The sequence below is a fragment of the Rhodanobacter sp. UC4437_H4 genome (assembly GCF_052978425.1).
This window is the reverse complement of the sequence record NZ_CM129673.1, coordinates 2,020,506-2,044,378: the sequence shown is the minus strand read 5'-3', so window position 1 is coordinate 2,044,378 and position 23,873 is coordinate 2,020,506. Positions and strand designations below refer to the sequence as shown.

The window sequence follows — 23,873 nt, the reverse complement described above, 5'->3', positions numbered from 1 at the left end:
CGCGGCGTGCCGGGGTCTCGCGATGAACGCGGCCATTGCACCGGAGCTGCAACGCTACGCGGCGCTGGACCAGCGCTTGCTGGCGGCGGTGCGCGGCATCCACATATTGCCCACGGTGGCGTGGCCCGCGTCGCTGGAAAACCGCATGATCGAGGCCTACGGCCAGGGCCGCTTCAGCCTGCCGGCGGTGTCCTACCAGGTGCCCGGGCTGGCGGCGGCGCGCACCGAACTGGCGGCGATCGAGACGGCGGCGGTGGAGGTCGGCGCGGGCGATCCGCTGGGCGAGTACCTGCGCCGCACCGCCGAGTCCTGGCAGGTCGCCGCGCAGATGCTCGAGGCGGTGGGTACGGCCGGCGTGACCGCGCCGTCGATCGCGCTGTACGGCAAGCCGGACGACCGCATCCCCGGCAGCCAGCGCAGCAACCTGGATGCCGCGCGCTATTTCGTCGAGCTGTCCGACGAACTGGGCGCCGACCTGCTCGCCGACGACGGCGGCGACATCGACGCGGAGGTGCTGCGCGCGGCGCTGGCCGAGACGCTGGATGTCTTCTTCGGCGACGGCACGATCCGCGTCGAGGTCGATCCCGAGCTCACCGCCAAGGCCGCCGCCGGCGCCACCCGCATCCGCCTGCGCGGCGGCGCCAGCTTCAGCCAGTACGACCACCACCAGTTGCTGGCGCACGAGGCCTTCGTGCATTCGCTGACCGCGCTGAACGGCCGGCGCCAGCCGTTGCTGGCGTCGCTGGGGCGCACCTCGCCGCGGGTCACCGCCACCCAGGAAGGGCTGGCGGTATTCGCCGAGCTGATGTCGGGGGCGATCGACATCGCCCGGCTGAAACGCATCAGCCTGCGCATCGTGGCGATCGACATGGCCCTGGGCGGCGCCGATTTCGTCGAGGTCTATCGCTACTTCCATGCGCGCGGGCAGAGCGTGGCCGACAGCTTCCATTCGGCGCAGCGGGTGTTCCGCGGCGTGCCGCCGGGCGGCGGCGCGGTGTTCGCCAAGGACAACGTCTACCTGTCCGGCCTGCTCACCGTGCACACGTTCTTCCGCTGGGCCCTGCGCCAGCGCCGGCTGGATCTGCTGCGCTATCTGTTCGCCGGCAAGCTGGCGCTGCACGACGTGATCAGCCTGCAGCCGCATTTCGCCTCCGGCGCGATCGTGCCGCCGCGCTGGCTGCCGCCGTGGATGCAGCACGTGCACGGGCTGGCCGGAAAGCTGGCGTTCTCGGTGTTCATCAACGGCATCCACATGGATCGGGTGCGCGAGGACGACCTGCTGCCGGGCGCATGAGGGCGCCGGGCGTGGGCCAGCGACGCAGGCCCAGGTGCTAACATTCTCGCCAGCCATCCGAGCTCGCGCGATGGCGCCCACTCACTGGAAAAAAGCCCCTCCCATGGCCCTCCCCGAAGAACTGCGCCTCGCCGCGCTGGAGTATCACCGTCATCCGCGGCCGGGCAAGATCAAGATCACCCCGACCACCGCCCTGCTGACCCAGCGCGACCTGTCGCTGGCGTATTCGCCGGGCGTGGCGGCGGCGTGCGACGCGATCGTCGAGGACCCCGCGACGGCGGCGGAGTACACCGTACGCTCCAACCTGGTGGCGGTGATCACCAACGGCACCGCGGTGCTTGGTCTGGGCGACATCGGGCCGCTGGCGGCCAAGCCGGTGATGGAAGGCAAGGGCATCCTGTTCCAGAAGTTCGCCGGCATCGACGTGTTCGACATCGAGATCGACGAGAACGACCCGGACAAGCTGGTCGAGATCATCGCCAGCCTGGAGCCCACCTTCGGCGGCATCAACCTGGAGGACATCAAGGCGCCGGAGTGCTTCATCGTCGAGCGCAAGCTGCGCGAGCGGATGAAGATCCCGGTGTTCCACGATGACCAGCACGGCACCGCGATCATCGTCGGCGCCGCCCTGGTCAATGCGCTGGAGGTGGTCGGCAAGAACATCGCGGACATCAAGCTCGCCACCACCGGCGCCGGTGCAGCCGGCATCGCCTGCCTCGACATGCTGGTGGCGCTGGGCGTGCGGCCGGAGAACATCCTCGCGTTCGACCGCGAGGGCGTGATCCACACCGGCCGCGGCAACCTCGATCCGGACAAGGCCCGCTACGCACGCGACACGCCCAAGCGCAGCCTGGCCGAGATCGTGGCCGGCGCGGACGTGTTCCTGGGCCTCTCCGCCGGCGGCATCCTCAAGCCGGAGATGGTCGCGACGATGGCCGAGCGGCCGGTGATCCTGGCGCTGGCCAACCCCAACCCGGAGATCACCCCGGAAGACGCCAAGGCGGTGCGGCCGGACTGCATCATCGCCACCGGTCGCTCGGACTATCCGAACCAGGTCAACAACGCGCTGTGCTTCCCGTACATCTTCCGCGGTGCGCTGGACGTGGGCGCCACCGTGATCAACGAGGCGATGAAGACCGCCTGCGTGCGGGCGATCGCCGCGCTGGCGCGCATGGAAGCCTCCGACCTGGGCAGTGCCTACGGCGGCGAGATCCCCTGTTTCGGCCCCGAGTACCTGATCCCGCGCCCGTTCGACCGGCGCCTGCTGGTGATGCTGGCGCCCGCGGTGGCGCAGGCGGCGATGGACTCGGGCGTGGCCACGCGGCCGATCGAGGACATGGACGCGTACAAGGAGAAGCTCGGCCAGTTCATCTACCGCACCGGACTGCTGATGAAGCCGGTGTACGAGCGCGCGCGCGCCGACCTCAAGCGGGTGGTGTACGCCGAGGGCGAGGAGGAGATCGTGCTGCGCGCGGTGCAGACGGTGATCGACGAGCGCATCGCGCGGCCGATCCTGATCGGCCGTCCGGACGTGATCGACACGCGCATCCAGCGGCTCGGCCTGCGCATGCGCGCCGGCGTGGATTTCGAGCTGACCAACATCCACGACGACCCGCGCTTCAACGACTACTGGCAGCAGTACCACGCCATGACCGAACGGCGCGGGGTGAGCCCCGCGGCGGCGAAGAACCTGCTGCGCTCGCGGCCGACCCTGATCGCCGCGATGATGGTCGAACGCGGCGAGGCGGACGCCATGATCTGCGGCATCGTGGGTCGCTACCACAAGAAACTCGGCTACCTGCGCAGCGTGTTCGGGCTCGACCCGGGCGTGTCGTGCACCTCGGCGATGAGCGGCGTGATCAACGACAAGGGCGCGTGGTTCTTCCTCGACACCCACGTGCAGGTCGATCCCACCGCCGAGCAGATCGCCGAGGCGACGCTGCAGGCCTGCTACCGGCTGAAGAACTTCGGCATCGAGCCCAAGGTGGCACTGCTCTCGCACTCCAACTACGGCAGCCACGACAACCCCAGCGCGGCGAAGATACGCAAGGCCTGGCAGATCCTCAAGGCGCGCGCGCCCAAGCTGGACATGGACGGCGAGATGCAGGCCGACACCGCCTGGGACGAGGCGCTGCGCCTGCGCATGTTCCCGCACACCACGCTCAGCGGCCGCGCCAACCTCTACGTGATGCCGAACCTGGACGCGGCCAACATCGCCTACAACATCGTGCGGGTGATGACCGACGGCGTCTCGATCGGGCCGATCCTGATGGGCGTGAACCGCTCGGCGCACATCCTGACGCCGGCCTCCACCGTGCGCCGCATCGTCAACATGACGGCGGTGGCGGCGGTCGATGCACAGATCCGCGCCGCGCAGGGCAGCCGGCGCGGTTGATGGGCTGATCGTGTGGCGGTGATGTGCCGACTCTTCGCGCCGGGGCGGCGGCAGCCGCGCCGTCCCACTCATGTGGCCATGATGCAATGACACCTGTTCGCACGTTCATGTGGCAGGTTTCGACAGGAAACACGATGGCAAAATTTCACTTCGTTGAAGACTACGAACGTCTGGTCAGGCGATTGCGTTGGAAATATTCGCTGGACGAGGCGATGAGCCGTGCCGTAGGAGGTGGGGGTTACGAGCAAATCGGCCAGATCGAGGCGGACATTGTCGCCCATGCCGGTCTGCGCGATGGTCAATCTCTGGTGGACCTGGGCTGCGGCAGTGGTCGCCTTGCCGCGGCGCTTGGGCGAAAAATGTCCATCGAGTATTGCGGCATCGACGTCGTCAAAGCGTTGCTGAGATATGCAAAGAAGAAATCGCCGAAGAATTACCGTTTCATCCTGAACCGTTCACTTGCGGTACCTCTGCCGGACGCATCTTGCGACATGGCAACGGCATTCAGCGTGTTTACTCATCTGTTGCATCACGAAAGTTACATCTACCTGGAGGAACTGCACCGCGTGGTTCGCCCGGATGGAGTGGTGATATTTTCGTTCCTGGAGTTTTCCGAGCCGGATCACTGGGCGCAGTTCAAGGCCACGGTCGATGTGCAACGCTCGGCAACGCTGCCGCACCTCAACCAGTTTCTGGAACGTTCGCAGATCGAGTTGTGGGCGGACAAACTCGGTTATCACGGCCTGAGGTTTGTCGGCAGCACCGAGGCACCTTGGAGAACCTCTTCGGCGCTGGGTCAGAGCATAGCGATTCTGCAGAGATAGCCGGATGTTCGGCTTTCGTGGCTTGTGCCGGCGCTCATACGCTGACGCATGGACCATTATTTGGCTGGCACCCGCCCAGACCGCTAAACTAAGCCGTTGTCGCGCCGCGGCCCCGGCGGCGCGAACCTTTTGCAGGCACACCCCACGGTGCCGTGGAGAACCCCGATGGACCAGCTCGACGAAATCCTGGACCAGGATCTTGACCCCACCGAAACCCGCGAGTGGATCGATTCGCTCGATGCGGTGATCCAGCACGACGGTACCGAGCGCGCGCATTACCTGCTGGAGAAGATGGTCGACACCACCCGTCGCTCGGGTGGCTACCTGCCGTTCAACCCGACCACCGAATACGTCAACACGATCCCGCCCGGGATGGAGGCCAAGAGCCCCGGCGATGCGGCGATGGAGTGGCGTATCCGCTGCCTGATCCGCTGGAACGCGATGGCGATGGTGGTGCGCGCCAACCGCCGGCCCGGTTCGCTGGGCGGCCACATCGCCAGCTTCGCCTCCTCGGCCACGCTGTACGACGTGGGCTTCAACCATTTCTGGCGCGCCCCCAGCGCCGACCACCCCGGCGACCTGATCGGCTACCAGGGCCACATCAGCCCCGGCATCTATGCGCGCTCCTTCCTCGAAGGCCGCATCAGCGAGGAGCGGCTCGACCTGTTCCGCGCCGACGTGGTCGGCGGCGAGCAGTCGCTCACCTCCTATCCACACCCGTGGCTGATGCCGGACTACTGGCAGGTGCCCACCGTGTCGATGGGGCTGGGTCCGATCCAGGCGATCTACCAGGCGCAGTTCTTCCGCTACCTGGAGAACCGCGGCCTGATACCCAAGACCGACCGCAAGATATGGTGCTTCCTCGGCGACGGCGAAGTGGACGAGCCGGAATCGCTGGGCGCGATCTCGCTGGCCGGCCGCGAAGGCCTGGACAACCTGATCTTCGTGATCAACTGCAACCTGCAGCGGCTGGACGGCCCGGTGCGCGGCAACGGCAAGATCATCCAGGAGCTGGAGGGCGTGTTCCGCGGCGCCGGCTGGAACGCCATCAAGGTGATCTGGGGCAGCTACTGGGATGCGCTGCTGGCGCGTGACAAGGACGGCACGCTGCGCAAGCTGATGATGGAAACCGTGGACGGCGAATACCAGGCCTGCAAGGCCTTCGGCGGCGCCTACACGCGCGAGCATTTCTTCGGCAAGTACCCGCAGACCCGCGAGATGGTGGCCAACTTCAGCGATGACGACGTCTGGCGCCTGAATCGCGGCGGCCACGATCCGCACAAGGTCTACGCCGCCTACCACGCGGCGGTGAACACCAAGGGCATGCCCACGGTGATCCTGGCCAAGACGGTGAAGGGTTACGGCATGGGCATCGGCTCGGGCGAGGCGGAGAACCCCACCCATCAGCAGAAGAAGATGACCGGCGATGCCGTGCGCACGTTCCGCGATCGTTTCCAGATTCCGGTGCCCGACGACAAGCTGGACAGCGTGCCGTACTACCACCCCGGCCCGAACTCGCCGGAGGTGGAATACATGCTGGAACGCCGTCGCGCGCTGGGCGGCTTCCTGCCGCAGCGCCGCCGCCGCACCGACGTGCCGTGCAAGGCGCCGGAGTTGTCCGCGTTCGAGCAGATCACCAAGGGCAGCGGCGAGCGCGAGATCTCCAACACCATGGCGCTGGTGCGCGGCATGAACCTGTTGCTGCGCGACAAGCAGCTCGGCCCGCGCGTGGTGCCTATCGTGGCCGACGAGGCGCGCACCTTCGGCATGGAGGGCATGTTCCGGCAGATCGGCATCTACGCGCCGTTCGGACAGAAGTATCGTCCGCAGGATGCCGACCAGCTGCTGTACTACCGCGAGGCGCAGGACGGCCAGGTGCTGCAGGAAGGCATCTCCGAGGCTGGCGGCGTGTCGGCGTGGATCGCGGCGGGCACCAGCTATTCGCTGTCCAACCAGCCGATGCTGCCGTTCTTCATCTACTACTCGTTCTTCGGCTTCCGGCGCATCGGCGACCTGATCTGGGCCGCTGGCGACCAGCGCGCGCGCGGCTTCCTGGTCGGCGCCACCGCCGGCGCCAGTTTCCCCGGCGAAGGCCTGCAGCATTCGGACTGTGCCTCGCACCTGATGGCAGGCACCTTCCCCAACTGCCGCGCCTACGACCCGACCTGGTCGTACGAGGTGGCGGTGTTGCTGCACCACGGCGTCAAGGAGATGTACGAAGAGCAGCAGGACGTCTTCTATTACATCACCACCACCAACGAGAACTATGTCCACCCGGACATGCCCGAGGGCTGCTACGACGGCATCGTCAAGGGCATGTATCTGTTCCGGGACTCGGGATTGGGGAATCGGGATTCAGGCAAGGGCAAGAGCAAGGGCAAGAACGGCGCGCCGTGCGTGCAGCTGATGGCGGCGGGCGGTTCGCTGATCGAGGCGATTGCGGCGGCCGAGCTGCTGGATGCCGACTTCGGCGTGAAGGCCGACATCTGGTCCTGCCCCAGCTTCAGCGAACTGTCGCGCGACGGCTTCGACTGCGAGCGCTGGAACCGCCTGCATCCGGAAGCGAAGCAGCGCGTGCCGCACGTCACCGCCAACCTGGCCGGGCGCGACGGCCCGGTGATCGCCGCCAGCGAATACGTGCGCGGCGTGGTCGACCAGGTGCGCGCTTTCGTGCCCGAGGGTCGCTCGTTCACCGCCCTGGGCGCCGACGGCTATGGTCGCTCCGATACCCGCGAGCACCTGCGCGAGTTCTTCGAGATCAGCCGCTACTGGATCGCCCACGCCGCGCTGGCCGCGCTGGCAAAGGAAGGCAAGGTCAACGCCAAGGACGTCAGCCGCGCGATCAAGGAGTACAAGCTCGATCCGGACAAGCCCAATCCGCTGACCGTGTGATCACCCGCGATACGGGCCGGGGAAGCCGCCTTTCGGGGCGGCTTTTTCTTGCGCGCTATTTCGCCAGCGCCTGCTGGATCGCTTCCAGTGCGTGGCCGCGGGTCTCGATGCCGCGCCGGGCGAGCATCGCCGCGGCGACTGCCATCGGCAGCGCGATCAGCAGCGCCGACAGCGCGAAATGCTCGAACAACCCGGCCACGCCGACCACCGCGCCGAGGATGCCGCCGAACTTCGAGCCGCCGGCGATCAGCCCGGCACCGCTGCTGCGCAGGTGCGCGGGATAGATCTCCGCCGCGTACGGGATCAGCGTGGCGATCACCCCGCTGATGCTCAGCAGCAACAGCACCGTGGCGGTGGTGGTCAGCACCGGCGAGCGCAACTGCATGGCACCAATCATGCAGAACAGCAGCAGCGCCGCGGCGGTCAGCGCGATGAACAGCACCAGCGTGCGGATGCTGCTCCAGCGCTGGTAGCCCCACACCACCAGGCCGATGCCGGGCAGGGCGAGGATCGCCGAGCGCGCCAGCAGCGCCGCGCTGGCCTGGGCGTCGACGCCCAGCGTGACCAGGTTCGCCGGCAGCCACAGCAGGAAGCCGAAGTTGGCCAGGCCCCAGGCGACGGCGCAGGTCAGCAGGCCCCAGGTGATCGCCGCGTGGCGGCCACGCAGCAACTGGCGCATGCCGACGCGCGCCGCGATCGTCGGCGCGACGACCACGCCGGCACTCAAGGCGTCGGTCGATGCCGCCTGGCCCGAGAAGCGGCGCAGCACCGCGCGCGCCTGGTCCTCCAGGCCACTCAGCGCGAGAAAGCGCGGCGACTCGGGAATGTAGCGGTTGAGCAGCACGATCAGCGTACCGGTGGGCAGGTTCAGCAGCCACAGCGAGCGCCAGCTGTAGGTCGGCTCGAACAGCGTCGCCGCGCCGGAAGCGAGCAGGTAGCCGGCCGAGGTGCCGACGCCGCCGAGCGCCACCAACAGCCAGCCGCGATGGCGGGTGGGGATGGTCTCGGCCATCAGGGTGAAGGTGATCGGCAACATGCCGCCGGCGGCGGCGCCCATCATGAAGCACATCACCAGGTTGCCGCCGAACGCCGGCATCGCGCCGCAGATGGCCGTGCCCATGAACATCAGCGCCGACAGCAGGATCGCCGCGCGGCGGCCGAACAGATCGCCCAGCCGGCCCCACACCACCGAGCCGACCACGGTGCCGGTCAGCGCCGACAAGGCCAGGAAGCCCGCGGTGGAACCGCTGATGCCGTACTCGGCCGCCATGCCCGGCATCGCGAAGCCGATCGTGGCCGGCTTCATCACGTCCACCGCCAGCGCGACGGTGAGCACGCCGACCAGCTTCCAGTGCTCGCGGTTGAGCGGCACGTTGTCGGCGACGTGGAACGACACCGCGCCGCGATCCGGATGGGCGGTGCGGCGCATCTGCTCCATCCGCGGCATCAGCCCGTAGGCCGCCAGCAGCACGCCCAGCGGCACCAGCGCCATGCCGGCGAGCATCAGGCCGTCCATCGGCATGCCGGCGAGCCGGTAGTGCATCGGCGCGGCCATCGCCAGCATCGGCAGATGCGCCAGCACGCCGGCGATCACCGCGGCACAGCCAAGCCAGAATGCGACCGGGTGATGGAAAGTGAGATCGGTGCGAGCCATGCGACGACCGCCGGAAGGGCAAGTCGCAGCTTAGCAGCGACTCGGCGGCATGCCGCCACGACGCCGGCCATTACCGGTGCCGGGGCGGCTTGCGCGTGGTTCAGTGGTTCATTCGTCGTCGCTGCGGAATGCGCGACGCAACAGCAGGAACGCGCCGATGGTGCCGGCGATGATCGCGACCGTGGCCACCGGATGCCGCTGCACCTGGCGGCGTGCGCGGCGATAGCGGTAGTTCGCCTCGTCGGCGAGATCGCCGGCGACGCGCGTCAATTGCCGCCGGTAGTCGCTGCCGCGGTCGGAGAAGCGGTCGCGGATGCGCTGGCCGTGCCGGAACAGGCCACGCATCGCGCTGCCGGCGCCGTCGGCGTATTCGTGCGCACGGTCGCCGGCACGCTCGGCGGCGACCTCCGCGGCATCGCGAAGATGCTGCTCGATTTCCCGGTGATGCATGGCGGTCTCCTTCAGGTACAGCGGGAACGCCAATCTGCCTGTGGCGCCGTGACCACCGCGTAAAACCAGGTCGCCGTGACCATCGCGCCGTTCAGCCGCCGAGCCGATACTCGCCGCCGCGCTGCAGCGCGCGCTGGTAGGCGGGCCGCGCATGGATGCGCTGCAGGAAGGCGGACAGCCGCGGATGACGTGCATCCAGCCCGCCGCGCGCAGCGAAGGCTTCCAGCGGAAAACTCAGCTGGATGTCCGCCACGCTGAAGCGGTCGCTGACGAACCAGTCGCGCTGGCCCAGCTCGCCTTCCATGTAGTCGAGATGGAGTTTCAGTTGCGGATCGACGAAACCGCGCTGCGCCGTGCGCGCGATGCGCTTCGCCACCGGCCTGGCGTAGAACGGCATCGGCGCCGCCTCGACGCGCCGGAACACCAGCTTGAGCAGCAGCGGCGGCATCGCCGACCCTTCGGCGTAATGCAGCCAGTAGTTGCAGCGCAGCCGTTCGGGCGTGCCGTGCGCGGGAATCAGCGTGCCGGCGCCGTGGCGATCGGCCAGGTACTCGACGATCGCGCCGGATTCGGCCAGCGTGAGTTCGCCGTCCGTGATGACGGGCGACTTGCCCAGCGGGTGCACCGCGCGCAGCTCCGCCGGGGCCAGCATGGTCCCGGGATCGCGCAGGTAACGCTTGATCTCGTATGGCAGGCCGAGCTCTTCCAGCAGCCACAGGATGCGCTGCGAGCGCGAGTTGTCGAGATGATGGACGGTGATCACCCGTGCATCAGAACGTACCGCACCGCCAGCTGCAAGCTCGGGGTTCCGGCACCGCGATCCGCGACAGCCCCGACACCCCGCGTTCGTCGGATGCCTCCACCGTCACCACGTACGTCGCGCCCTTGTTCAGTGCGTGCAGTTTCAGCCGCGTCGGCGGGCCCGCGAAGCGCTGATTCGTCTGGTGCTGGCGATCCGCGGAGATCTCCCGGCTCGCGATCAGTAGATCTCGCCCACGCAGCAGCGCAGGCTGCCGCCGGCCTTCTCGATCTCGCCCAGTTCCACTGCGCCGATGGTGAAGCCGTAACCGGCCAGCGCCGCGCGCTGTGCGCCGGTGAGCGAGGCGGCGGCGCGGGCGCTCATCCACACGCGCTCGTCGGAGAGCGTGATGGCGTTGCCGGCGAACGCCTGCTTCTGTGCCGGCGTCAGCCAGATCGCGCGATCGCCATACGCCGTGGCGATCGCCTGTGCCGCGGCCGGATCGCGGAAGCCATCGGCCGCGATGATCGCCGCGCGGCTGGCGAGCAGAGTCAGCAACACGTTGGTGTGGTATTCGGCGTCGGCCAGCTCGAAACAGTAGCTCAGGCGCAAGTCGAAAGCCTTGTGCATGGCTTGCGCGCCAGCCATGTCGCAGCGTTCGCTGAGGCCGCAGTAGCCGACGCCGCGGGCGCGGTCGATGACCAGCGAGCCGGTCAGTTCGGCGACCAGGTCCTCGCAGCCGGACAGGTCGATCTCGTCATAGCCCAGCACCTCGCCGAAGAAGGCGCGGATGTCGTGGCGTTCGGCCTCGCGCTGGCGCACCGGATGGCGCATGCGGCCGACGATCAGCCGCCCCGGCGCGGTGGCGAACACATTGTTGGGGAACACCGCGTCAGGGGTTGCCGGATCGCCGGGGAAGGTGATCACCGGCAGATCCGCGCGCAGTGCCTGCGCCAGCGCTCCGTGCTGGGCCAGCGCCTTGAGCGGGTCGACCGCCAGGTTCATGTCCATGTAGCGGTTGTCGCGTGCCGATTCCGCCGCCAGGGCGAACTCTGCCGGGGCCACCAGATAGGCGGCGCGCGCCGTGGCGGCGGCGCCGTCCCGTGGCGCGAGTGTGGCGAAGGCGTGCAGGAATTCGCTGGGCGACGTGGTGATCAACGGGACGGCTCCATGGGTTCTCGCGGGCTGGCAGCATATCCGTTCCCGTCCCCGGGCGCGCTTCGTTGACGCGCCCTTGCCGCGGACGCGGATAGGGTCGGGCCTCCACTGGTCAGTGAGGGCTGTCGCATGGGCCAAAACGCACCCAGCGTCCTCGTCCGCGAGGACGACATCGATCGACTGGAGGCACTGGTGCACCAGCTGCCTGCCAATGGCCACGTGGTGCTGTTGCTGAGCGATGGCAGCAGTTGCGACGGCGTGGTCAGCATGCGGCCCAGCGTGCAGGTGTTTCGCGACCCGCAGGGCCGCGAAGGCATCAACGCCGAGGTGCAGCTGGAGCGCCCGGATGTTCCGACGTGGCACCAGCGGGTATGGCTGGATCGGATCAGGCGGGTGGAGCACGTCGATTCGATCATGGCCAGTGAGAGCTGAAAGCATCCCGCGTGGTTGCACCGCGACCGCGGATCGTTCCAAGCTAGCCGCTGCCCTTCGCCTGGTATGCCGTCGATGAATCGCGTCCTGCTCCGTTGTGCCCCGCTGGCTTTCTGCGCCGTGCTGCTCGCCGGCTGTTCGCAAGGCCCGGGCACGCCCGAGCTCACCGCGCAGCAGCAGAAAGCCGCAGCCGACGCCGCCACCGCGGCGCGCAACCTCGACACCTATCGCCAATTGCTGAAACTGCACAACGACGAGATGGTGGTGACGATGGGCAAGGACATCGTGCAACGCTTCCCGCACAGCGATGCGGCGAAGGAAGTGATGCAGACGTTGCCCGCGATCGAGAAGCGCTACAAGGAAAACAGCGAAAAGAACCGGCTGGCCGCGCTGTGGACCTACCAGGTCGCGCCGATGGCCGGCGGCACGCAATCGACCGCCAGCATCTACAGCCAGGGCGACGACGGCGAGCCGGTGCGGCTGGTGCTGCGCCGGCATACCAGCTGGGGCCAGAGTGCCTTCCTCTATGGCAGCAAGCCCGGCTTCGTGTGCCGCGGCAACTGCACCATCACCGGCCAGGCCGACGGCAAGCCGGTGCGGATCAAGGCATTCGCCCCCGACGGCGGCGAACCGGCGCTGATGATCCGCGACGACAAGGCCTTCATCGCGCTGCTGGAGAAGACCCGCAAGCTGCAGCTGGACGTCACCCAGGTGGAGGGCACCAGGGATCGTCACCTGGTCTACGAAGTCAGCGGTTTCGACCCTGCCAGGTGGCAGCCGGTGCGCAAGGCGGGCAAGCGCTGAGCGTCGCGCGGTACACGTCACCGCGGGTTGGCGCGTTGTCCGTGATGTCTTTCCGTGGAGGATTCGCCATGTCCACTGTTCGTTCCTGCCTCGTTTTCGCGCTGGTTGCCGTGCTGGCCGCCTGCTCCAGCGTGCCCTTGGCGCAGCGCGAACGGCAGCGCGAGGCGGCATACGCCAGCGCGGCCGGTGCGCCGGTGCGCAGTTTCCATTTCTTCACCCTGTGGTCGTGGGAGCCGCTCGGCGACCACCGGGTGGTGGTCTACACCCGGCCGAGTCAGGCCTGGCTGCTCGACCTCGACGGCCCCTGCCAGAACCTGCCGTTCACGCAGGCGATCGGCCTTACCTCCAGTTCCGGCACCGTGTTCAGCCGCTTCGACAAGGTGCTGACCGGCGGGCCGTACGCGCCCTGCGTGATCTCGCAGATCCGGCCGATCGACGTCAGGCAACTGCACATCGCGCAGGAGGCGCAGCGCCAGATCGACGCCAAACCGCGCGAGACGCCGGCGGCCGACCACTGAGAAAACCGCTGCCGTCAGCGCACGATCGTCACCGGCACGTGCGCGCGCGCCAGCACGTTGCCCGAAACCGAGCCCAGCAGCCAGCGCGCCAGTGCACCGCGTTCGGTGTGGCCGATCACGATGTGATCCACGCCGTGCTCGTCGACCTGGCTGAGCAGCACGTCGCCGGGGCTGCCGTGGGTCAGCTCGATGTCCACCAGCTGGGCCGAGTCCGGCACGATCGTGGCCAGTTCGGCCAGCAGTTCCTGCGCACGCTGGGTGCCGGAGTCGGCCATCATCAGCGCGCAGGCGTCGGCGCCGCCTTCGCTGACCTGCAGCACCCACACCACGCGCACGCGGCCGCCGGTGCAGCGGGCCAGCTCGACCGCGAACCGGAATGCCCGTTGCGACGCATCCGAGCCGTCGTAACCCACCAGGGAATACTTGATCATCTCGATCTCCTTGCGCTGCGAGGCCCACCCTACGGCGAGCGCACGCCGCGAGGCAACCGTCACGCCGCGGTGCGCCTGCAGATGAACGATGGTTCATGAGCCTGCACGCGATTGTCACGCCGCGATGCACACGATTCGCACGTCGTTGCCGCAGCGCAACGAGCGGGCGGCCGCCGTGGCCAGAGTTCGGTGCCGCCTTCCATCCCTGCATTACAAGGAGCAAAGTCCATGATCAAGTCCACCTTTGGAATGGCCGCCCTGGTGCTGGCCTGCGCCGGCGCGATGACCGTGCTGCCGGCCGGCAACGCCCATGCCGCCGACGCCAGCGTGAAATGCGACATGGTCTACAACCTGTCCGGCTGGTCGTTGCTGTACAAGCACGCCGAAGGCACCGGCAGCGTCACCTGTGACAACGGCCAGCACGCCAACGTCAAGATCACCGTGGTCGGCGGCGGTCTCACCGCGGGCAAGTACCGCATCAACAACGGCAAGGGCGAGATCAGCAACGTGCACGGCATCGCCGATGTCTTTGGCGACTACGCCCAGGCCGGCGCCGAGGCCGGCGTGGTGAAGAGCTCGCAGGCGCAGGTGCTGACCAAGGGCACCGTCTCGCTGGCGCTGGCCGGTACCGGCGAGGGCGTCAACCTGGGCGTCTCGGTGGGCAAGTTCACCATCAGTCGTCCCTGATCGTTTCCGCCAGGAAAGCCGCGAGGGCGCCCGTCGGGCGCCTTCGTCTTTTCAGCGGCGCTACACTGCGCAGGTCGCCCCGTTTTTCGTCGTGGAGAAACCGCCATGCGCCGCCTCGCCCGCCTCGTCATCCTGTCGCTGTTGTGCGCATTCGCGGCTCCGGTGTTTGCCGCCGGCCCGCAGGTCGGCCAGGCCGCCCCGGCGTTTCGCCTGCAGGACCAGGCCGGCCATTGGCGCAGCCCGGCCGACTACCACGGCCACTGGCTGGTGCTGTACTTCTATCCCAAGGATTTCACCCCCGGCTGCACCACCGAGGTATGCACTTTCCGCGACGACATCGCCAAGCTGCGCCAGGCCGGTGCCGACGTGGTCGGCGTGAGCCTGGATGACGTCAAGTCCCACGCCGAGTTCGCCGAGAAATACCACGTGCCATTCCCGCTGCTGTCCGACGCCGAGCGCACGGTCGCCACCGCCTATGGCGTGCTGACCTCGCGCATGGGCATGCACTACGCCAGGCGCACCACCTTCCTGATCGATCCGCAGGGCCACATCGCCAAGGTCTACACCGACGTCGATCCGGAGAAGAACTCCGCCCAGGTGCTGGCCGACCTGGCCACGCTGAAGGCGGCATCCTGATGCCGGTGGCGATGCGCGCGGAGCCGCTGTCGCGCGGTCGCCGGTTCATGCTGTGGCGTGTGCTGGTGTGGCTGTTGCTGCTGCTGGCGGCGTTCGGTTGCGTGCAGTATCTCAGCCACGCGCAACTGCTGTGGAGCCAGCGCCACGCCTACGCCGCCGACAGCGCCGCCCTGCGCACGCTGCACCGGCTGCTGGCCTGGGATATCGCCTACCTGCTGGCCGCTTTCACGCTTATCGTGCTGTGCGCCGGCTGCATCCTGCGCCAGGCCTGGGCGCGCCCGGCGATGCGCGTGGCCGCCGCGGTGCTGGCGCTGTGGATGCTGGCCAGCGGCGGCGCCATGCTGGCGCAATGGCCGCAGCTGCTGCAGGCCAGCCGCGACGCCCTGGGCCAACTGCACGACCAGGCCGCCCTGCAACAAGCCGTGCTGCACGCGCGCCGCAGCTACCTGCTGGCGCTGGTGCTGAAAGGCCTCGCCGTGCCGGTGCTGCTGTGGCTGAGCTGGCGGCTAGGCACGCCGGCGGTGCGCATGCAGTTTCACGAGCGGCGCTGAGAAGTCCGGCTGCGCAAAAGCCACGGAAGCATCTTCGGGCGGAACAGGCTGCCCGACAGCCAGGGGGAGAAACAATGAAGCGCTGCATGCTTGTCTTGTGCTGCATGATGTTGGCTGGCGTGGCCATTGCGAACGGGCGCGACGACCTGCGCGACCGCGTTCAGGCGAGCATGCTGGTCACCGGCACGATCGAAGTCGCGCCGGACGGCAGTGTCGTGACATACACGGTCGATCACCCGGACAAGCTGCCACCGGTGGTGAAGGACTTGCTTGCCAGGGCCGTCCCGGCGTGGAGGTTCGAACCGGTGACGCGTGACGGCAAGGCGGTCGGAGCCAAGGCGCCGATGGGGCTGCGCGTCGTGGCGAAGCCGGTGGGTCATGGCGGCTACGCCCTTGCCGTGGCCAGCAGCTGGTTCGGGCATTTGAACGACGAAGGCAGGCACGAGGCCGCGGCGGACGACTTCACGTACAAGCATCGGTTGTCGGTCGCGTACCCTTCCGATGCGGCGAGCGCCGGCGTATCCGGCACGGTGTATGCGCTGCTGAAAGTGGGCCGCGACGGCAAGGTCATCGACGCGGCGGCGGAGCAGGTGAATCTCCGCATTCGTGCCAGCGAGAGGGACATGGCGACATGGCGGAAAAAGCTGGCGGATGCTGCCTTGCGTGCCCTGCGACGCTACACATTCCATGTCCCCACGACAGGCCCGGATGCCGCCGAACCTTATTGGCTGGCCCGCGTCCCCGTGGATTTCGCTCTCCATGGATTCCATGCGCCGAAAGTTGCGCGGAAAGCGGATTACGGCCAATGGCAGCCCTACGTCCCGGGCCCGCTGCAGGAGCCGGACTGGGCCGACAAGCGCCGTCTCGCGGGGAGCCCGGATGCCACGCCCGAGGATGGGTCGCTGCTCGCCGACATGTCATTGCACCTGCTTGCACCGCTCGGTGGCAGCTGACCCGTTCCGCGGCGTGCGAGGCGTGCTGGCGAAGGCGCCTGAGCGGCGCGGTATTCCGTTCAGCACGGGTTGGCGGGTAGCTCGGTATCCATGCAGGTTGTCGTTTAAGGAAGATTGCCGATGCGCGTCCTGTTTTCAGCAGTGATCGCTGCCGCCGTGCTGGCGGCGATGCCCGTGCAGGCGCAGGACCTGGCGGCGACCTGCCACGCCAGCAGCAGCTATGACGTGACCCTGCAGCCGCAAGGCGTGCTGTTCGATCGCTCCACGCCGGCGCCGACGCGGGTGGAGCTGCACGACGGCAGCCTGCGCACGGATGGCGTGGCGGTGGTGTTGACGCCGCCGCAGCAGGATCGGCTCAGCGTGTTCCAGCGCGACCTGCAGGCGCTGGCGCCGCGGGTCCGCCAGGTGGCGCAGAGCGGCGTGGACATGGCGGCGCAGGCGTTGCGCGAGGAAGTGGCCGGGCTGGGCTTGGCGGCGGCGACCCGGGCCGAGTTCGACCGCCGGCTGGCCGCGCACGCGAGCGAACTGAAACAGCGCATCGCGCGCAGCCAGAGCACGCACGACTGGCAAGGCGACCTGATCCAGCAGTATGCCAACCAGGTCAGCGCCGACCTGATGCCGCTGGTCGCCGGCGACCTCGGCCAGCAGGCGATCGACGCGGCGCTGGCCGGCGACCTGCAGAGTGCGGCAGACCTGCGCGATCGCGCCGGTTCATTGGTCACCACCTTGCAGCCGCGCCTGCAGCAACGCATGCAGGCGCTGCGTCCGCAGATCGAGGCGCTGTGTCCGTCGATCCAGCGCCTGGCGCGGTTGCAGCAAGGCTTGCACGACGCGCACGGCCAACCGTTGAACCTGCTGCATGTGGACGCGACCTCCGGCGCATCGGCGGCGGCGCCGGCGGATTGAATCGCCGCGCCGGCTTGCCCGTCGCGTGTCGCCACGTGAAGATGGACGTCCTTCATCGCAGGCTTCGGGCGAGGTGCGCATGGCCGTGCAACCGCGGGACGTTCTTGATTTCTGGTTCGACCCGGCGCATGCCGCGCACTGGTTTGCGAAGGATGCCGCGTTCGACGAGCAGATCCGTCGACGCTTTGCCGTAGCGGCCGACGACGCCGCGCAGGGGCGCCTCGATGCGTGGGCCAGCAACCCCGCTGACTGGCTGGCGCTGCTGATCCTGCTCGACCAGTTTCCGCGCAATCTCCATCGCGGCGATGCGCAGGCCTGGGCGGCCGACGTCAAGGCGCAGCGCATTGCCTTGTCGGGTCTGGCCGGCGGTTTCGATCAGGCACTGCCGCCGCTGCAGCGGGTGTTCGCCTACCTGCCGCTGGAGCACGCCGAGGACATGGGCTTGCAGCAGCGCGCGGTGACCTTGTTCGAGGCGCTGCACGCGCAGGCGCCCGTTGCGGGGCGTGCCCGCTTTGCCGAATTCCTGGACTATGCTCGGCGCCATCGCGAGGTGATCGCGCGCTTCGGCCGCTTTCCGCATCGCAATGCCGTGCTGGGCCGCGACAGCACGGCCGCGGAACGGGAGTATCTGGCGCAACCGGGCGCAGGCTTCTGACCGATCTGCGCGAGCACACCCCCCATCACCGACCAGGGAGCAGGTCATGCGCAAGATTCTCATCGTTGTCCTCGGGTTCGCCCTCGGCACGGCCGCGCAGGCGTCCAGCACCTTGCGCGTCGGCAGCCAGGTGCTGGTGGCTGGCGACAGCCAGGAGCGGGTGGTCGAGCTGCTGGGCAAGCCCTCCTCGAAAGTGCATCCGCATCGCGCGCGACACTCGCGCCGGCGCGTGCAAGTGCTGGAGCGCACCGACGGCGGCGAGCGCTGGCGCTATCGGCGCGAGGGTCACATCACCGTGGTCACGATCGTGGATGGCCGCGTGGTCGACATCGACGACCGCAAACTCTGACGCGACGAGTCGCAAGCGTTTCCCTGATGGCCGATTTGCTAGGCTGTCGCGGCCTTGTCGCAACGAGTCGATGTCATGCACGATTTTCTGGAGCAACTGCTGGGCAGCACGCTTTCCGAGGGCGTCATCCAGGCCGGGCTGAACCTGCTGGTGGCACTGGTGATCCTGCTGGTCGGGACCTGGCTGGCGGCGCGGCTGGCCAATTTCAGCCAGCGCGCGCTGCAGCGCGCCGCGGTCGACGTCACGCTGGCCGGTTTCCTGCGCAACCTGATCTACGGCGTGCTGGTGGCGGTGCTGATCGTGATGGCGCTGACCAAGGCCGGCGTGCCCTCGGCACCGCTGGTGGCGGCGCTCGGCGCCGGCGGGCTGGCGATCGGCCTGGCCCTGCAGGGCTCGCTGAGCAACCTCGCGTGGGGCGTGCTGCTGGTGGTGTTCCGGCCGTTCCGCGTCGGTGACTACGTCAGTGCCGGTGGCACCGAAGGCACGGTGCAGAGCATCAACCTGATGCATACCCTTGTTCTGTTGCCGGACAACCGCGAGGCCACCTTGCCGAACGCGAAGATCGGCAGCGACGTCATCGTCAATTTCAACCGGCGCGGCACGCGGCGTTTCGAACTCAAGCTCGGCATCGGCCATCGCGACGATACCGACCAGGTGATGGCAGGGATCGTGCGCCTGCTCGAAGCGGACGCGCGCGTCCTGAAGGACCCCGCGCCGGGCGTGTGGATCGACAGCCTGGCCGGCCAGACGGTGAACCTGGTGGTGCGCGGCTGGACCTCGAGCGCCGACGGCTGGAACACGCAAACCGACCTGCTGCGTGCGATCAAGCGGCAGATCGACGCCGGCCAGATCAGCATCCCGACCGCGCCGCTGGATGTCCGGCTGATGGGCGATGCGGCGGCGTCCGCGCGGGACTGAGCGCGGACGCTACTGCAGCGTCACCGCACGCCGGTTGTCACTGGAGACCTTGTCGATCAGCTTGTTGTACGGGTCGATGCCGGCCACCGCGGGCTTGCCGTCGACGGTGACGGTGACGGTGCTGTCGCCGTCACCGATCATCCGTTTCTCCAGGTACAGCGGCTTGCCTTCGATGCCGGCGCCTGCGGGCGCGGCGAACACGCCGACCTCGATCGGGAAGTCGATCTTCCCGCGGGTTTCCTTGCCCTTGCCGTCGACGTGGATCTTGCCGGCGTGCAGCTTCATGGTCACCTCGTACTTGCCGTCGGGCAGTTTCTTCGCGGTGGCGTCGGTCATGCGGTTGTCGAACAGGGTGATCTTCCAGAAGAAGTCGTCCAGCATCGGCTGCCACGTCGGGCCGAGGTACTTGCCCAGCGCGTCGACGAAGATCTTCGAGGTCACGTAGGGCGGCTGCTGGAAGCCGTAGTCGACGAGGAACTGCTTGAGGAAGGCGTCGAGCCTGTCCTCACCCACGTAGTCCTGCAGCGCGTAGAAGATCAGCGAGCCCTTGCGGTAGTGGATGTAGGGCTGGTTCTCCACCTTGGCCAGCGGCTCCTCGGCCACCTTCTCCGTGGCGCGTCCGGTGAGGTACATGTCCAGCTCGTACTTGAGGAACTTGCGCATGTGGTCGGCGCCGTACTTGTGCTTGAGCACCATCAGCGAGCTGTACTGCGACAGCGATTCGCTGAGCATGGTCGAGCCCTGCATGTCGGCGCCGATCACCCGGTGCGCCCACCACTGGTGCGCGATCTCGTGCGCGGTGACGTCATAGACGTAGTCGATGCGGCTCTTGTCGCGCAGGTCGGCGATGAATCCGATGGATTCGGAGAACGGAATGGTGTTGGCGAAACTCTGCGCGAACGCCATGTAGCCCGGGAACTCCAGGATGCGCAGCTGCTTGAACTGGTACGGCGTGTAGTGGCTGTCGTAGTAGGCAAGCGAATCGCGCGCGCTCTCCAGCATGCGGTCCACGTTGAAGGCATGCGCGGGGTCGTGATAGACCGACACCTTCACCCCGCCGACATCTTCGCTCTTCACGGCATAGCGCGCGGAAAGATAGGCGAAAAAGTTCAGCATCGGCTGCTGCATCACGTAATGGAAGTAGCGGCGATCGCCCTGCACCCACTCCTTCTGCAGCGTGCCCGGCGCCAGCGCGATCTGGTCGGCGGCCGTCGACACCGTGGTGTCGAAGCTGATCCAGTCGGCGTCGTGGCTGATGTAGGTGTTGGCGCGCGCGGCCTGGTCGCCCAGCGGCGGCATGCGCGGCACGTCGAGCCTGAGGCCGTACTTCCTGCGGTCATTGCGGTCGGTGAGCTGGAACCGACTCTGGTAGCCGAACTGGGGCAGCGTCTGGTTGTTGAAGAAGGTGCCGTTGTGCACCAGGAAGGTTTCGCCCGAGTCGTTGGTGAAGCCCCTGGGTGCGTAGTCGAGGGTGAAGTCGAAGGACATCGACGCGCCAGGCGCCAGCGGCGTCCTGAGCCGGTAGATGGTCACGTTGAGGCGCTTGTCCTGCTTCACCGTGTCGTGCGGCGCGAAGTCCAGCCTCGTGGGCGCGAAGCCGTCGGCATGGTTCACGAACAGCTCGGTCACCGGCACCGCGAGCTTGTTGGTGAGGGTGTAGTGCCCGCGGATGAGCAGCTTGCGCCGGTAGGGGTAGATGTCCACGTCGGCCTTGACTGCCGTGATGCGCGGCTGCGGCATCGTGGCGTATTCCGCATAGCGCTTTTCGTAGTCGGCCTGTTCGCGTTTCTGCTCCGTGCTGCTGGTGTAGGTGTTGAGCACGTGGGTGTTGTAGTAGATGAAGCCGCCCAGCCCGGCGAAGCCGAGCAGCGACAACGTCAGCACCGCGGCCAGCGCCGGGTTCGCCCGCGCGCGCGCCTCGCGCAGGCGGCCGCGCCAGCCGGCACCGGTGCCGCGCACCCACAACAGCGCGGCGAGCACCAGCAGGGCCAGCGCCAGGCAGCCCCAGTACGCGTTGAACCACAGCGCGCCGACGATGAAATGGCCGAAGCCGTTCATGTCCGAGTACGGCACGCTGGGCGCGCTGCCGTAGTTGTAGAGGTTGTCTTCCCAATGCAGCAGGCTGAAAGCCAGTGAGCTGACCAGCCACAGGATGCTGAGCAGATACGCGGCGAACTTGTGGTTGCAGACCACCTGCAGGAACAGCGCCAGCGCCGCCACCAGCACGAACGGGATCGCGTACAACCCCAGCATGCGCAGATACAGCCACGGTTCGATATGCGTGTAGCCGTGGGCGAGTTGCCAGCCCATGCCGACCAGGGCGCCGGCAAGAAGCATCAAGACGATCACCGCGAGCAGCGCGCCGAGCTTCGCCAGCATCGCCACCCAGTCGGGCGCGGGGAAGGCGTCGCTCACTCCGGCCATGCCGTGCGTGCGTTCGCGCCACACCAGTTCGCCGGCGTAGAAGATCACCACGATCATCAGCGACAGGCTGAAACTGCCGTTGATGGTGGCGAGCACCTGGTGGGTGACCGGCCATACCGGCGTGCCGTAGACCAGGCCGGCCGTCGACAGCGAGACGAACATCACCGCCAGCGCCAGCAGCAGCAGCACCAGGAACGCGGCGCCGCGCAGCACGCCCAGCGTGTCGAACACGAACTGTGCACGCAGCTGCGCCAGTCGTGCGCGACGGTCGTTGCCGATGGAAACTTTCGGCAACGCGAGCGCGCTGCTGCCGGCCTGCGGGCGCAGCATCGGCGGCTCCGCGCGTTTCTTGCGCCGCGGCAGCTTCAGGCCTTCGCGGTCGGTGCGGAACAGCGCGAACGCGGCCACCAGCAGCAGCGCCGACACCGCCAGCCACAGCAGGCGGTTGAACAGCAGCACGCCATCCAGCGCGGGCAGCAGGTGGTTGGTCTGCTCGGCCGTCCAGTAGCGGGTGACCAGGCCAACGGTGCGCCCGCCGAAGGGATCGAGCATCGCCGCGAGCCAGCGGTTGTCGAGGTCGCGGCTGAGTGCGCCGACGATGCCTTGCAGCACGAAGTAGGCGATCACGCCGATGTAGCTGGCCAGCAGCGAGCGCGTGACCGTGGCCAGCAGGAACAGCAACGCGGCGATGAACAGCAGATTGGGCAGCACCAGCACGCCGAAGCCCCAGGCGTAGCCGCGCCAGTCGGGCGCGCCCATGCGCGCGGCGTCCACCCACGGCATCGCGCCGCCCAGCGCAATGGCCAGCGCGCAGGCGGCGAGGATCGCCACCAGCACCAGGTAGCCGGCCAGAAAGCGCCCGCCGAGGAAGGCCTTGCGGCTCATCGGCGTGGCGAACAGCAGCTCCGCCGTGTTCTGCTCGAAATCGCGCGTGGCGGCGGCGGCGATGAACACCACCACCAGCAGGATGCTGAACACCGTCATCACGTCGAGCAGGCGCGCGATCACCAGTGGCGCGTTGCGCGTCACGTTGCCGGTGGCGCCGGCCACCACGATGGCATCGGTGCTGGCCAGTGCGAAGGCGATGCCCACGGCGGCGGCGAGGATGACCCAGAACAGCGGCGCCCTGAGCTGCTGGCGCCATTCGAAGCGGAGGATTTCGAGCAACATGGCTTCCTTCCCGATGGGCGACGTCAGGCGGCGCGCGCGGTGGCCTGCGCGCGCAGGCGGCCGAAGTAGACGTCTTCCAGGTCCGGCGCCACCGGTTCGAAGCCCGCTTCGGGCCGCTCGTCGGCGAGCACGTGCAGCAGGGTGCGCCCCGCGGCGAGGCGCGTGGAGAGGATGTTCATGCGCGCGCGGTAGCCGTCCAGCTCGGCCTTGTCGATGCTGCGCCGCCAGACCCTGCCCTCCAGCGCACGGATCGCCTCGTACGGTTCGCCGGTCAGCAGCACCTGGCCCTGGCCGATGATCGCCATGCGCGAGCACAGGTCGGTGACGTCCTCCACGATGTGGGTGGACAGGATCACCACCATCCGCTCGCCCAGCTCGGCGAGCAGGTTGAGGAAGCGGTTGCGTTCTTCCGGATCGAGGCCCGCGGTGGGCTCGTCGACGATGATCAGGCGCGGTTCGCCGATCAGCGCCTGGGCAATGCCGAAGCGCTGGCGCATGCCGCCGGAGTAGGTGCCGAGCTTGCGCTTGCGCACGTCCCACAGGTTGACCTGGCGCAGCAGCGCCTCGACCAGCTCGCGCCGCTCGCCCTTCACGGTGACGCCCTTGAGCACGGCGAAGTGCTCCAGCATGGCCTCGGCCGAGACTTTCGGATACACGCCGAACTCCTGCGGCAGATAGCCAAGCAGGCGGCGGGTGGCCTGCTTGTCGGCGAGCAGGTCCATGTCGTCCAGCGTGATGGTGCCTTCGTCCGGGTCCTGCAGCGTGGCGATGGTGCGCATCAGCGAGGACTTGCCCGCGCCGTTGGGACCGAGCAGGCCGAACATGCCGGCCGGGATGTCCAGCGATACGCCGCGCAGCGCCCGGACGCCATTGGCGTAGGTCTTCGAAAGGTCACGCAGGATCAGCATCGAGAAGGTTCCTGTGCCGCGTGCTGCGGCTTGTCATGGCATCAGGGTAGGGCACGAACGCGAACGCCGCGCCCGCTCAAGGTAATGCATACGCCTGCGAATGGAAGGTGCCGTTGGTATGGCCC

Annotated in this window: 22 protein-coding genes; 15 read left to right on the top strand and 7 right to left on the bottom strand. The window is 67.9% G+C overall.

Annotated features, from left to right (window positions below):
- Positions 1–22: 22 nt before the first annotated feature.
- The 4 genes from ACVCL3_RS09525 to aceE all read left to right on the top strand — a co-directional run bounded on the left by ACVCL3_RS09525 (position 23) and on the right by aceE (position 7,405).
- Positions 23–1,294 carry a flavohemoglobin expression-modulating QEGLA motif protein gene (locus ACVCL3_RS09525; protein WP_447097455.1) on the top strand — a complete coding sequence of 424 codons (1,272 nt, stop codon included), beginning with the start codon at positions 23–25 and terminating at the stop codon, positions 1,292–1,294.
- Between the two features lie 103 nt (positions 1,295–1,397).
- A complete protein-coding gene (locus tag ACVCL3_RS09520) occupies positions 1,398–3,689 on the top strand; it encodes an NADP-dependent malic enzyme (RefSeq protein ID WP_447101100.1) in 2,292 nt (763 codons plus the stop codon).
- A gap of 134 nt (positions 3,690–3,823) precedes the next feature.
- A complete protein-coding gene (locus ACVCL3_RS09515) occupies positions 3,824–4,513 on the top strand; it encodes a class I SAM-dependent methyltransferase (RefSeq protein ID WP_447101099.1) in 690 nt (229 codons plus the stop codon).
- Between the two features lie 165 nt (positions 4,514–4,678).
- The gene (aceE, locus tag ACVCL3_RS09510; protein WP_447101098.1) at positions 4,679–7,405 is read left to right on the top strand and encodes a pyruvate dehydrogenase (acetyl-transferring), homodimeric type; all 2,727 of its coding nucleotides are present in this window, start codon (positions 4,679–4,681) and stop codon (positions 7,403–7,405) included.
- Between the two features lie 55 nt (positions 7,406–7,460).
- Here the strand turns inward: aceE and ACVCL3_RS09505 are convergent, their stop codons facing one another.
- The 4 genes from ACVCL3_RS09505 to ACVCL3_RS09490 all read right to left on the bottom strand — a co-directional run bounded on the left by ACVCL3_RS09505 (position 7,461) and on the right by ACVCL3_RS09490 (position 11,406).
- Positions 7,461–9,059, bottom strand: a complete 1,599-nt coding sequence (locus ACVCL3_RS09505; protein WP_447101097.1) for an MFS transporter — start codon at positions 9,057–9,059, stop codon at positions 7,461–7,463.
- Between the two features lie 108 nt (positions 9,060–9,167).
- Positions 9,168–9,509, bottom strand: a complete 342-nt coding sequence (locus tag ACVCL3_RS09500) for a hypothetical protein (RefSeq protein ID WP_395121091.1) — start codon at positions 9,507–9,509, stop codon at positions 9,168–9,170.
- Positions 9,510–9,600: 91 nt separating this feature from the next.
- Positions 9,601–10,272 carry a glutathione S-transferase family protein gene (locus ACVCL3_RS09495; protein ID WP_447101096.1) on the bottom strand — a complete coding sequence of 224 codons (672 nt, stop codon included), beginning with the start codon at positions 10,270–10,272 and terminating at the stop codon, positions 9,601–9,603.
- A 216-nt stretch (positions 10,273–10,488) separates the two neighbouring features.
- Entirely contained in the window at positions 10,489–11,406 is a 918-nt protein-coding gene (locus ACVCL3_RS09490; protein ID WP_447101095.1) for an arginine deiminase-related protein, read from the bottom strand.
- 129 nt (positions 11,407–11,535) lie between these two features.
- Here ACVCL3_RS09490 and ACVCL3_RS09485 point away from each other — a divergent pair, with 129 nt between their 5' ends.
- From ACVCL3_RS09485 to ACVCL3_RS09475, 3 genes are all read left to right on the top strand, one after another.
- A complete protein-coding gene (locus ACVCL3_RS09485) occupies positions 11,536–11,838 on the top strand; it encodes a DUF3247 family protein (RefSeq protein WP_395121096.1) in 303 nt (100 codons plus the stop codon).
- A 75-nt stretch (positions 11,839–11,913) separates the two neighbouring features.
- Positions 11,914–12,642: a hypothetical protein gene (locus tag ACVCL3_RS09480; RefSeq protein WP_447101094.1), complete on the top strand. Its 729-nt coding sequence runs from the start codon at positions 11,914–11,916 to the stop codon at positions 12,640–12,642.
- Between the two features lie 68 nt (positions 12,643–12,710).
- Positions 12,711–13,160 carry a DUF6491 family protein gene (locus ACVCL3_RS09475; protein WP_447101093.1) on the top strand — a complete coding sequence of 150 codons (450 nt, stop codon included), beginning with the start codon at positions 12,711–12,713 and terminating at the stop codon, positions 13,158–13,160.
- Positions 13,161–13,174: 14 nt separating this feature from the next.
- On the opposite strand, the gene ACVCL3_RS09470 is transcribed toward ACVCL3_RS09475, so the two are convergent.
- Positions 13,175–13,591, bottom strand: a complete 417-nt coding sequence (locus ACVCL3_RS09470) for a universal stress protein (protein ID WP_395121100.1) — start codon at positions 13,589–13,591, stop codon at positions 13,175–13,177.
- Positions 13,592–13,819: 228 nt separating this feature from the next.
- On the opposite strand from ACVCL3_RS09470, the gene ACVCL3_RS09465 reads away from it, so the two are divergent.
- From ACVCL3_RS09465 to ACVCL3_RS09430, 8 genes are all read left to right on the top strand, one after another.
- Entirely contained in the window at positions 13,820–14,278 is a 459-nt protein-coding gene (locus tag ACVCL3_RS09465; RefSeq protein WP_395121102.1) for a hypothetical protein, read from the top strand.
- Between the two features lie 105 nt (positions 14,279–14,383).
- Positions 14,384–14,914, top strand: a complete 531-nt coding sequence (locus ACVCL3_RS09460; RefSeq protein ID WP_395121104.1) for a peroxiredoxin — start codon at positions 14,384–14,386, stop codon at positions 14,912–14,914.
- Positions 14,914–15,465, top strand: a complete 552-nt coding sequence (locus ACVCL3_RS09455) for a hypothetical protein (RefSeq protein WP_447101092.1) — start codon at positions 14,914–14,916, stop codon at positions 15,463–15,465. Before ACVCL3_RS09460 ends, ACVCL3_RS09455 begins: the two co-directional genes overlap by 1 nt.
- A 74-nt stretch (positions 15,466–15,539) precedes the next feature.
- Positions 15,540–16,418 carry an energy transducer TonB gene (locus ACVCL3_RS09450; protein ID WP_447097446.1) on the top strand — a complete coding sequence of 293 codons (879 nt, stop codon included), beginning with the start codon at positions 15,540–15,542 and terminating at the stop codon, positions 16,416–16,418.
- A 120-nt stretch (positions 16,419–16,538) separates the two neighbouring features.
- A complete protein-coding gene (locus tag ACVCL3_RS09445; protein ID WP_447101091.1) occupies positions 16,539–17,324 on the top strand; it encodes a DUF2884 family protein in 786 nt (261 codons plus the stop codon).
- 79 nt (positions 17,325–17,403) lie between these two features.
- Positions 17,404–17,979, top strand: a complete 576-nt coding sequence (locus ACVCL3_RS09440) for a DUF924 family protein (RefSeq protein WP_447101090.1) — start codon at positions 17,404–17,406, stop codon at positions 17,977–17,979.
- A gap of 46 nt (positions 17,980–18,025) precedes the next feature.
- Positions 18,026–18,328, top strand: a complete 303-nt coding sequence (locus tag ACVCL3_RS09435; protein ID WP_395121112.1) for a hypothetical protein — start codon at positions 18,026–18,028, stop codon at positions 18,326–18,328.
- A gap of 75 nt (positions 18,329–18,403) precedes the next feature.
- Entirely contained in the window at positions 18,404–19,246 is an 843-nt protein-coding gene (locus ACVCL3_RS09430; protein ID WP_447101089.1) for a mechanosensitive ion channel family protein, read from the top strand.
- 9 nt (positions 19,247–19,255) lie between these two features.
- On the opposite strand, the gene ACVCL3_RS09425 is transcribed toward ACVCL3_RS09430, so the two are convergent.
- Both ACVCL3_RS09425 and ACVCL3_RS09420 read right to left on the bottom strand, forming a co-directional pair.
- Positions 19,256–22,840: an ABC transporter permease/M1 family aminopeptidase gene (locus ACVCL3_RS09425; protein ID WP_447101088.1), complete on the bottom strand. Its 3,585-nt coding sequence runs from the start codon at positions 22,838–22,840 to the stop codon at positions 19,256–19,258.
- A gap of 23 nt (positions 22,841–22,863) precedes the next feature.
- Positions 22,864–23,748: an ABC transporter ATP-binding protein gene (locus tag ACVCL3_RS09420; protein WP_447101087.1), complete on the bottom strand. Its 885-nt coding sequence runs from the start codon at positions 23,746–23,748 to the stop codon at positions 22,864–22,866.
- Positions 23,749–23,873: the final 125 nt, after the last annotated feature.

Bases quoted from the DNA above. Each gene is read 5' to 3' on its own strand.
- ACVCL3_RS09420 (WP_447101087.1), bottom strand. From the start codon at position 23,748: ATGCTGATCCTGCGTGACCTTTCGAAGACCTACGCCAATGGCGTCCGG.
- ACVCL3_RS09475 (WP_447101093.1), top strand. From the start codon at position 12,711: ATGTCCACTGTTCGTTCCTGCCTCGTTTTCGCGCTGGTTGCCGTGCTG.
- ACVCL3_RS09500 (WP_395121091.1), bottom strand. From the start codon at position 9,509: ATGCATCACCGGGAAATCGAGCAGCATCTTCGCGATGCCGCGGAGGTC.
- ACVCL3_RS09470 (WP_395121100.1), bottom strand. From the start codon at position 13,591: ATGATCAAGTATTCCCTGGTGGGTTACGACGGCTCGGATGCGTCGCAA.
- ACVCL3_RS09425 (WP_447101088.1), bottom strand. From the start codon at position 22,840: ATGTTGCTCGAAATCCTCCGCTTCGAATGGCGCCAGCAGCTCAGGGCG.
- ACVCL3_RS09520 (WP_447101100.1), top strand. From the start codon at position 1,398: ATGGCCCTCCCCGAAGAACTGCGCCTCGCCGCGCTGGAGTATCACCGT.
- ACVCL3_RS09455 (WP_447101092.1), top strand. From the start codon at position 14,914: ATGCCGGTGGCGATGCGCGCGGAGCCGCTGTCGCGCGGTCGCCGGTTC.
- ACVCL3_RS09485 (WP_395121096.1), top strand. From the start codon at position 11,536: ATGGGCCAAAACGCACCCAGCGTCCTCGTCCGCGAGGACGACATCGAT.
- ACVCL3_RS09450 (WP_447097446.1), top strand. From the start codon at position 15,540: ATGAAGCGCTGCATGCTTGTCTTGTGCTGCATGATGTTGGCTGGCGTG.
- ACVCL3_RS09480 (WP_447101094.1), top strand. From the start codon at position 11,914: ATGAATCGCGTCCTGCTCCGTTGTGCCCCGCTGGCTTTCTGCGCCGTG.
- ACVCL3_RS09465 (WP_395121102.1), top strand. From the start codon at position 13,820: ATGATCAAGTCCACCTTTGGAATGGCCGCCCTGGTGCTGGCCTGCGCC.
- ACVCL3_RS09435 (WP_395121112.1), top strand. From the start codon at position 18,026: ATGCGCAAGATTCTCATCGTTGTCCTCGGGTTCGCCCTCGGCACGGCC.
- ACVCL3_RS09430 (WP_447101089.1), top strand. From the start codon at position 18,404: ATGCACGATTTTCTGGAGCAACTGCTGGGCAGCACGCTTTCCGAGGGC.
- ACVCL3_RS09440 (WP_447101090.1), top strand. From the start codon at position 17,404: ATGGCCGTGCAACCGCGGGACGTTCTTGATTTCTGGTTCGACCCGGCG.
- ACVCL3_RS09445 (WP_447101091.1), top strand. From the start codon at position 16,539: ATGCGCGTCCTGTTTTCAGCAGTGATCGCTGCCGCCGTGCTGGCGGCG.
- aceE (WP_447101098.1), top strand. From the start codon at position 4,679: ATGGACCAGCTCGACGAAATCCTGGACCAGGATCTTGACCCCACCGAA.
- ACVCL3_RS09515 (WP_447101099.1), top strand. From the start codon at position 3,824: ATGGCAAAATTTCACTTCGTTGAAGACTACGAACGTCTGGTCAGGCGA.
- ACVCL3_RS09460 (WP_395121104.1), top strand. From the start codon at position 14,384: ATGCGCCGCCTCGCCCGCCTCGTCATCCTGTCGCTGTTGTGCGCATTC.
- ACVCL3_RS09525 (WP_447097455.1), top strand. From the start codon at position 23: ATGAACGCGGCCATTGCACCGGAGCTGCAACGCTACGCGGCGCTGGAC.
- ACVCL3_RS09505 (WP_447101097.1), bottom strand. From the start codon at position 9,059: ATGGCTCGCACCGATCTCACTTTCCATCACCCGGTCGCATTCTGGCTT.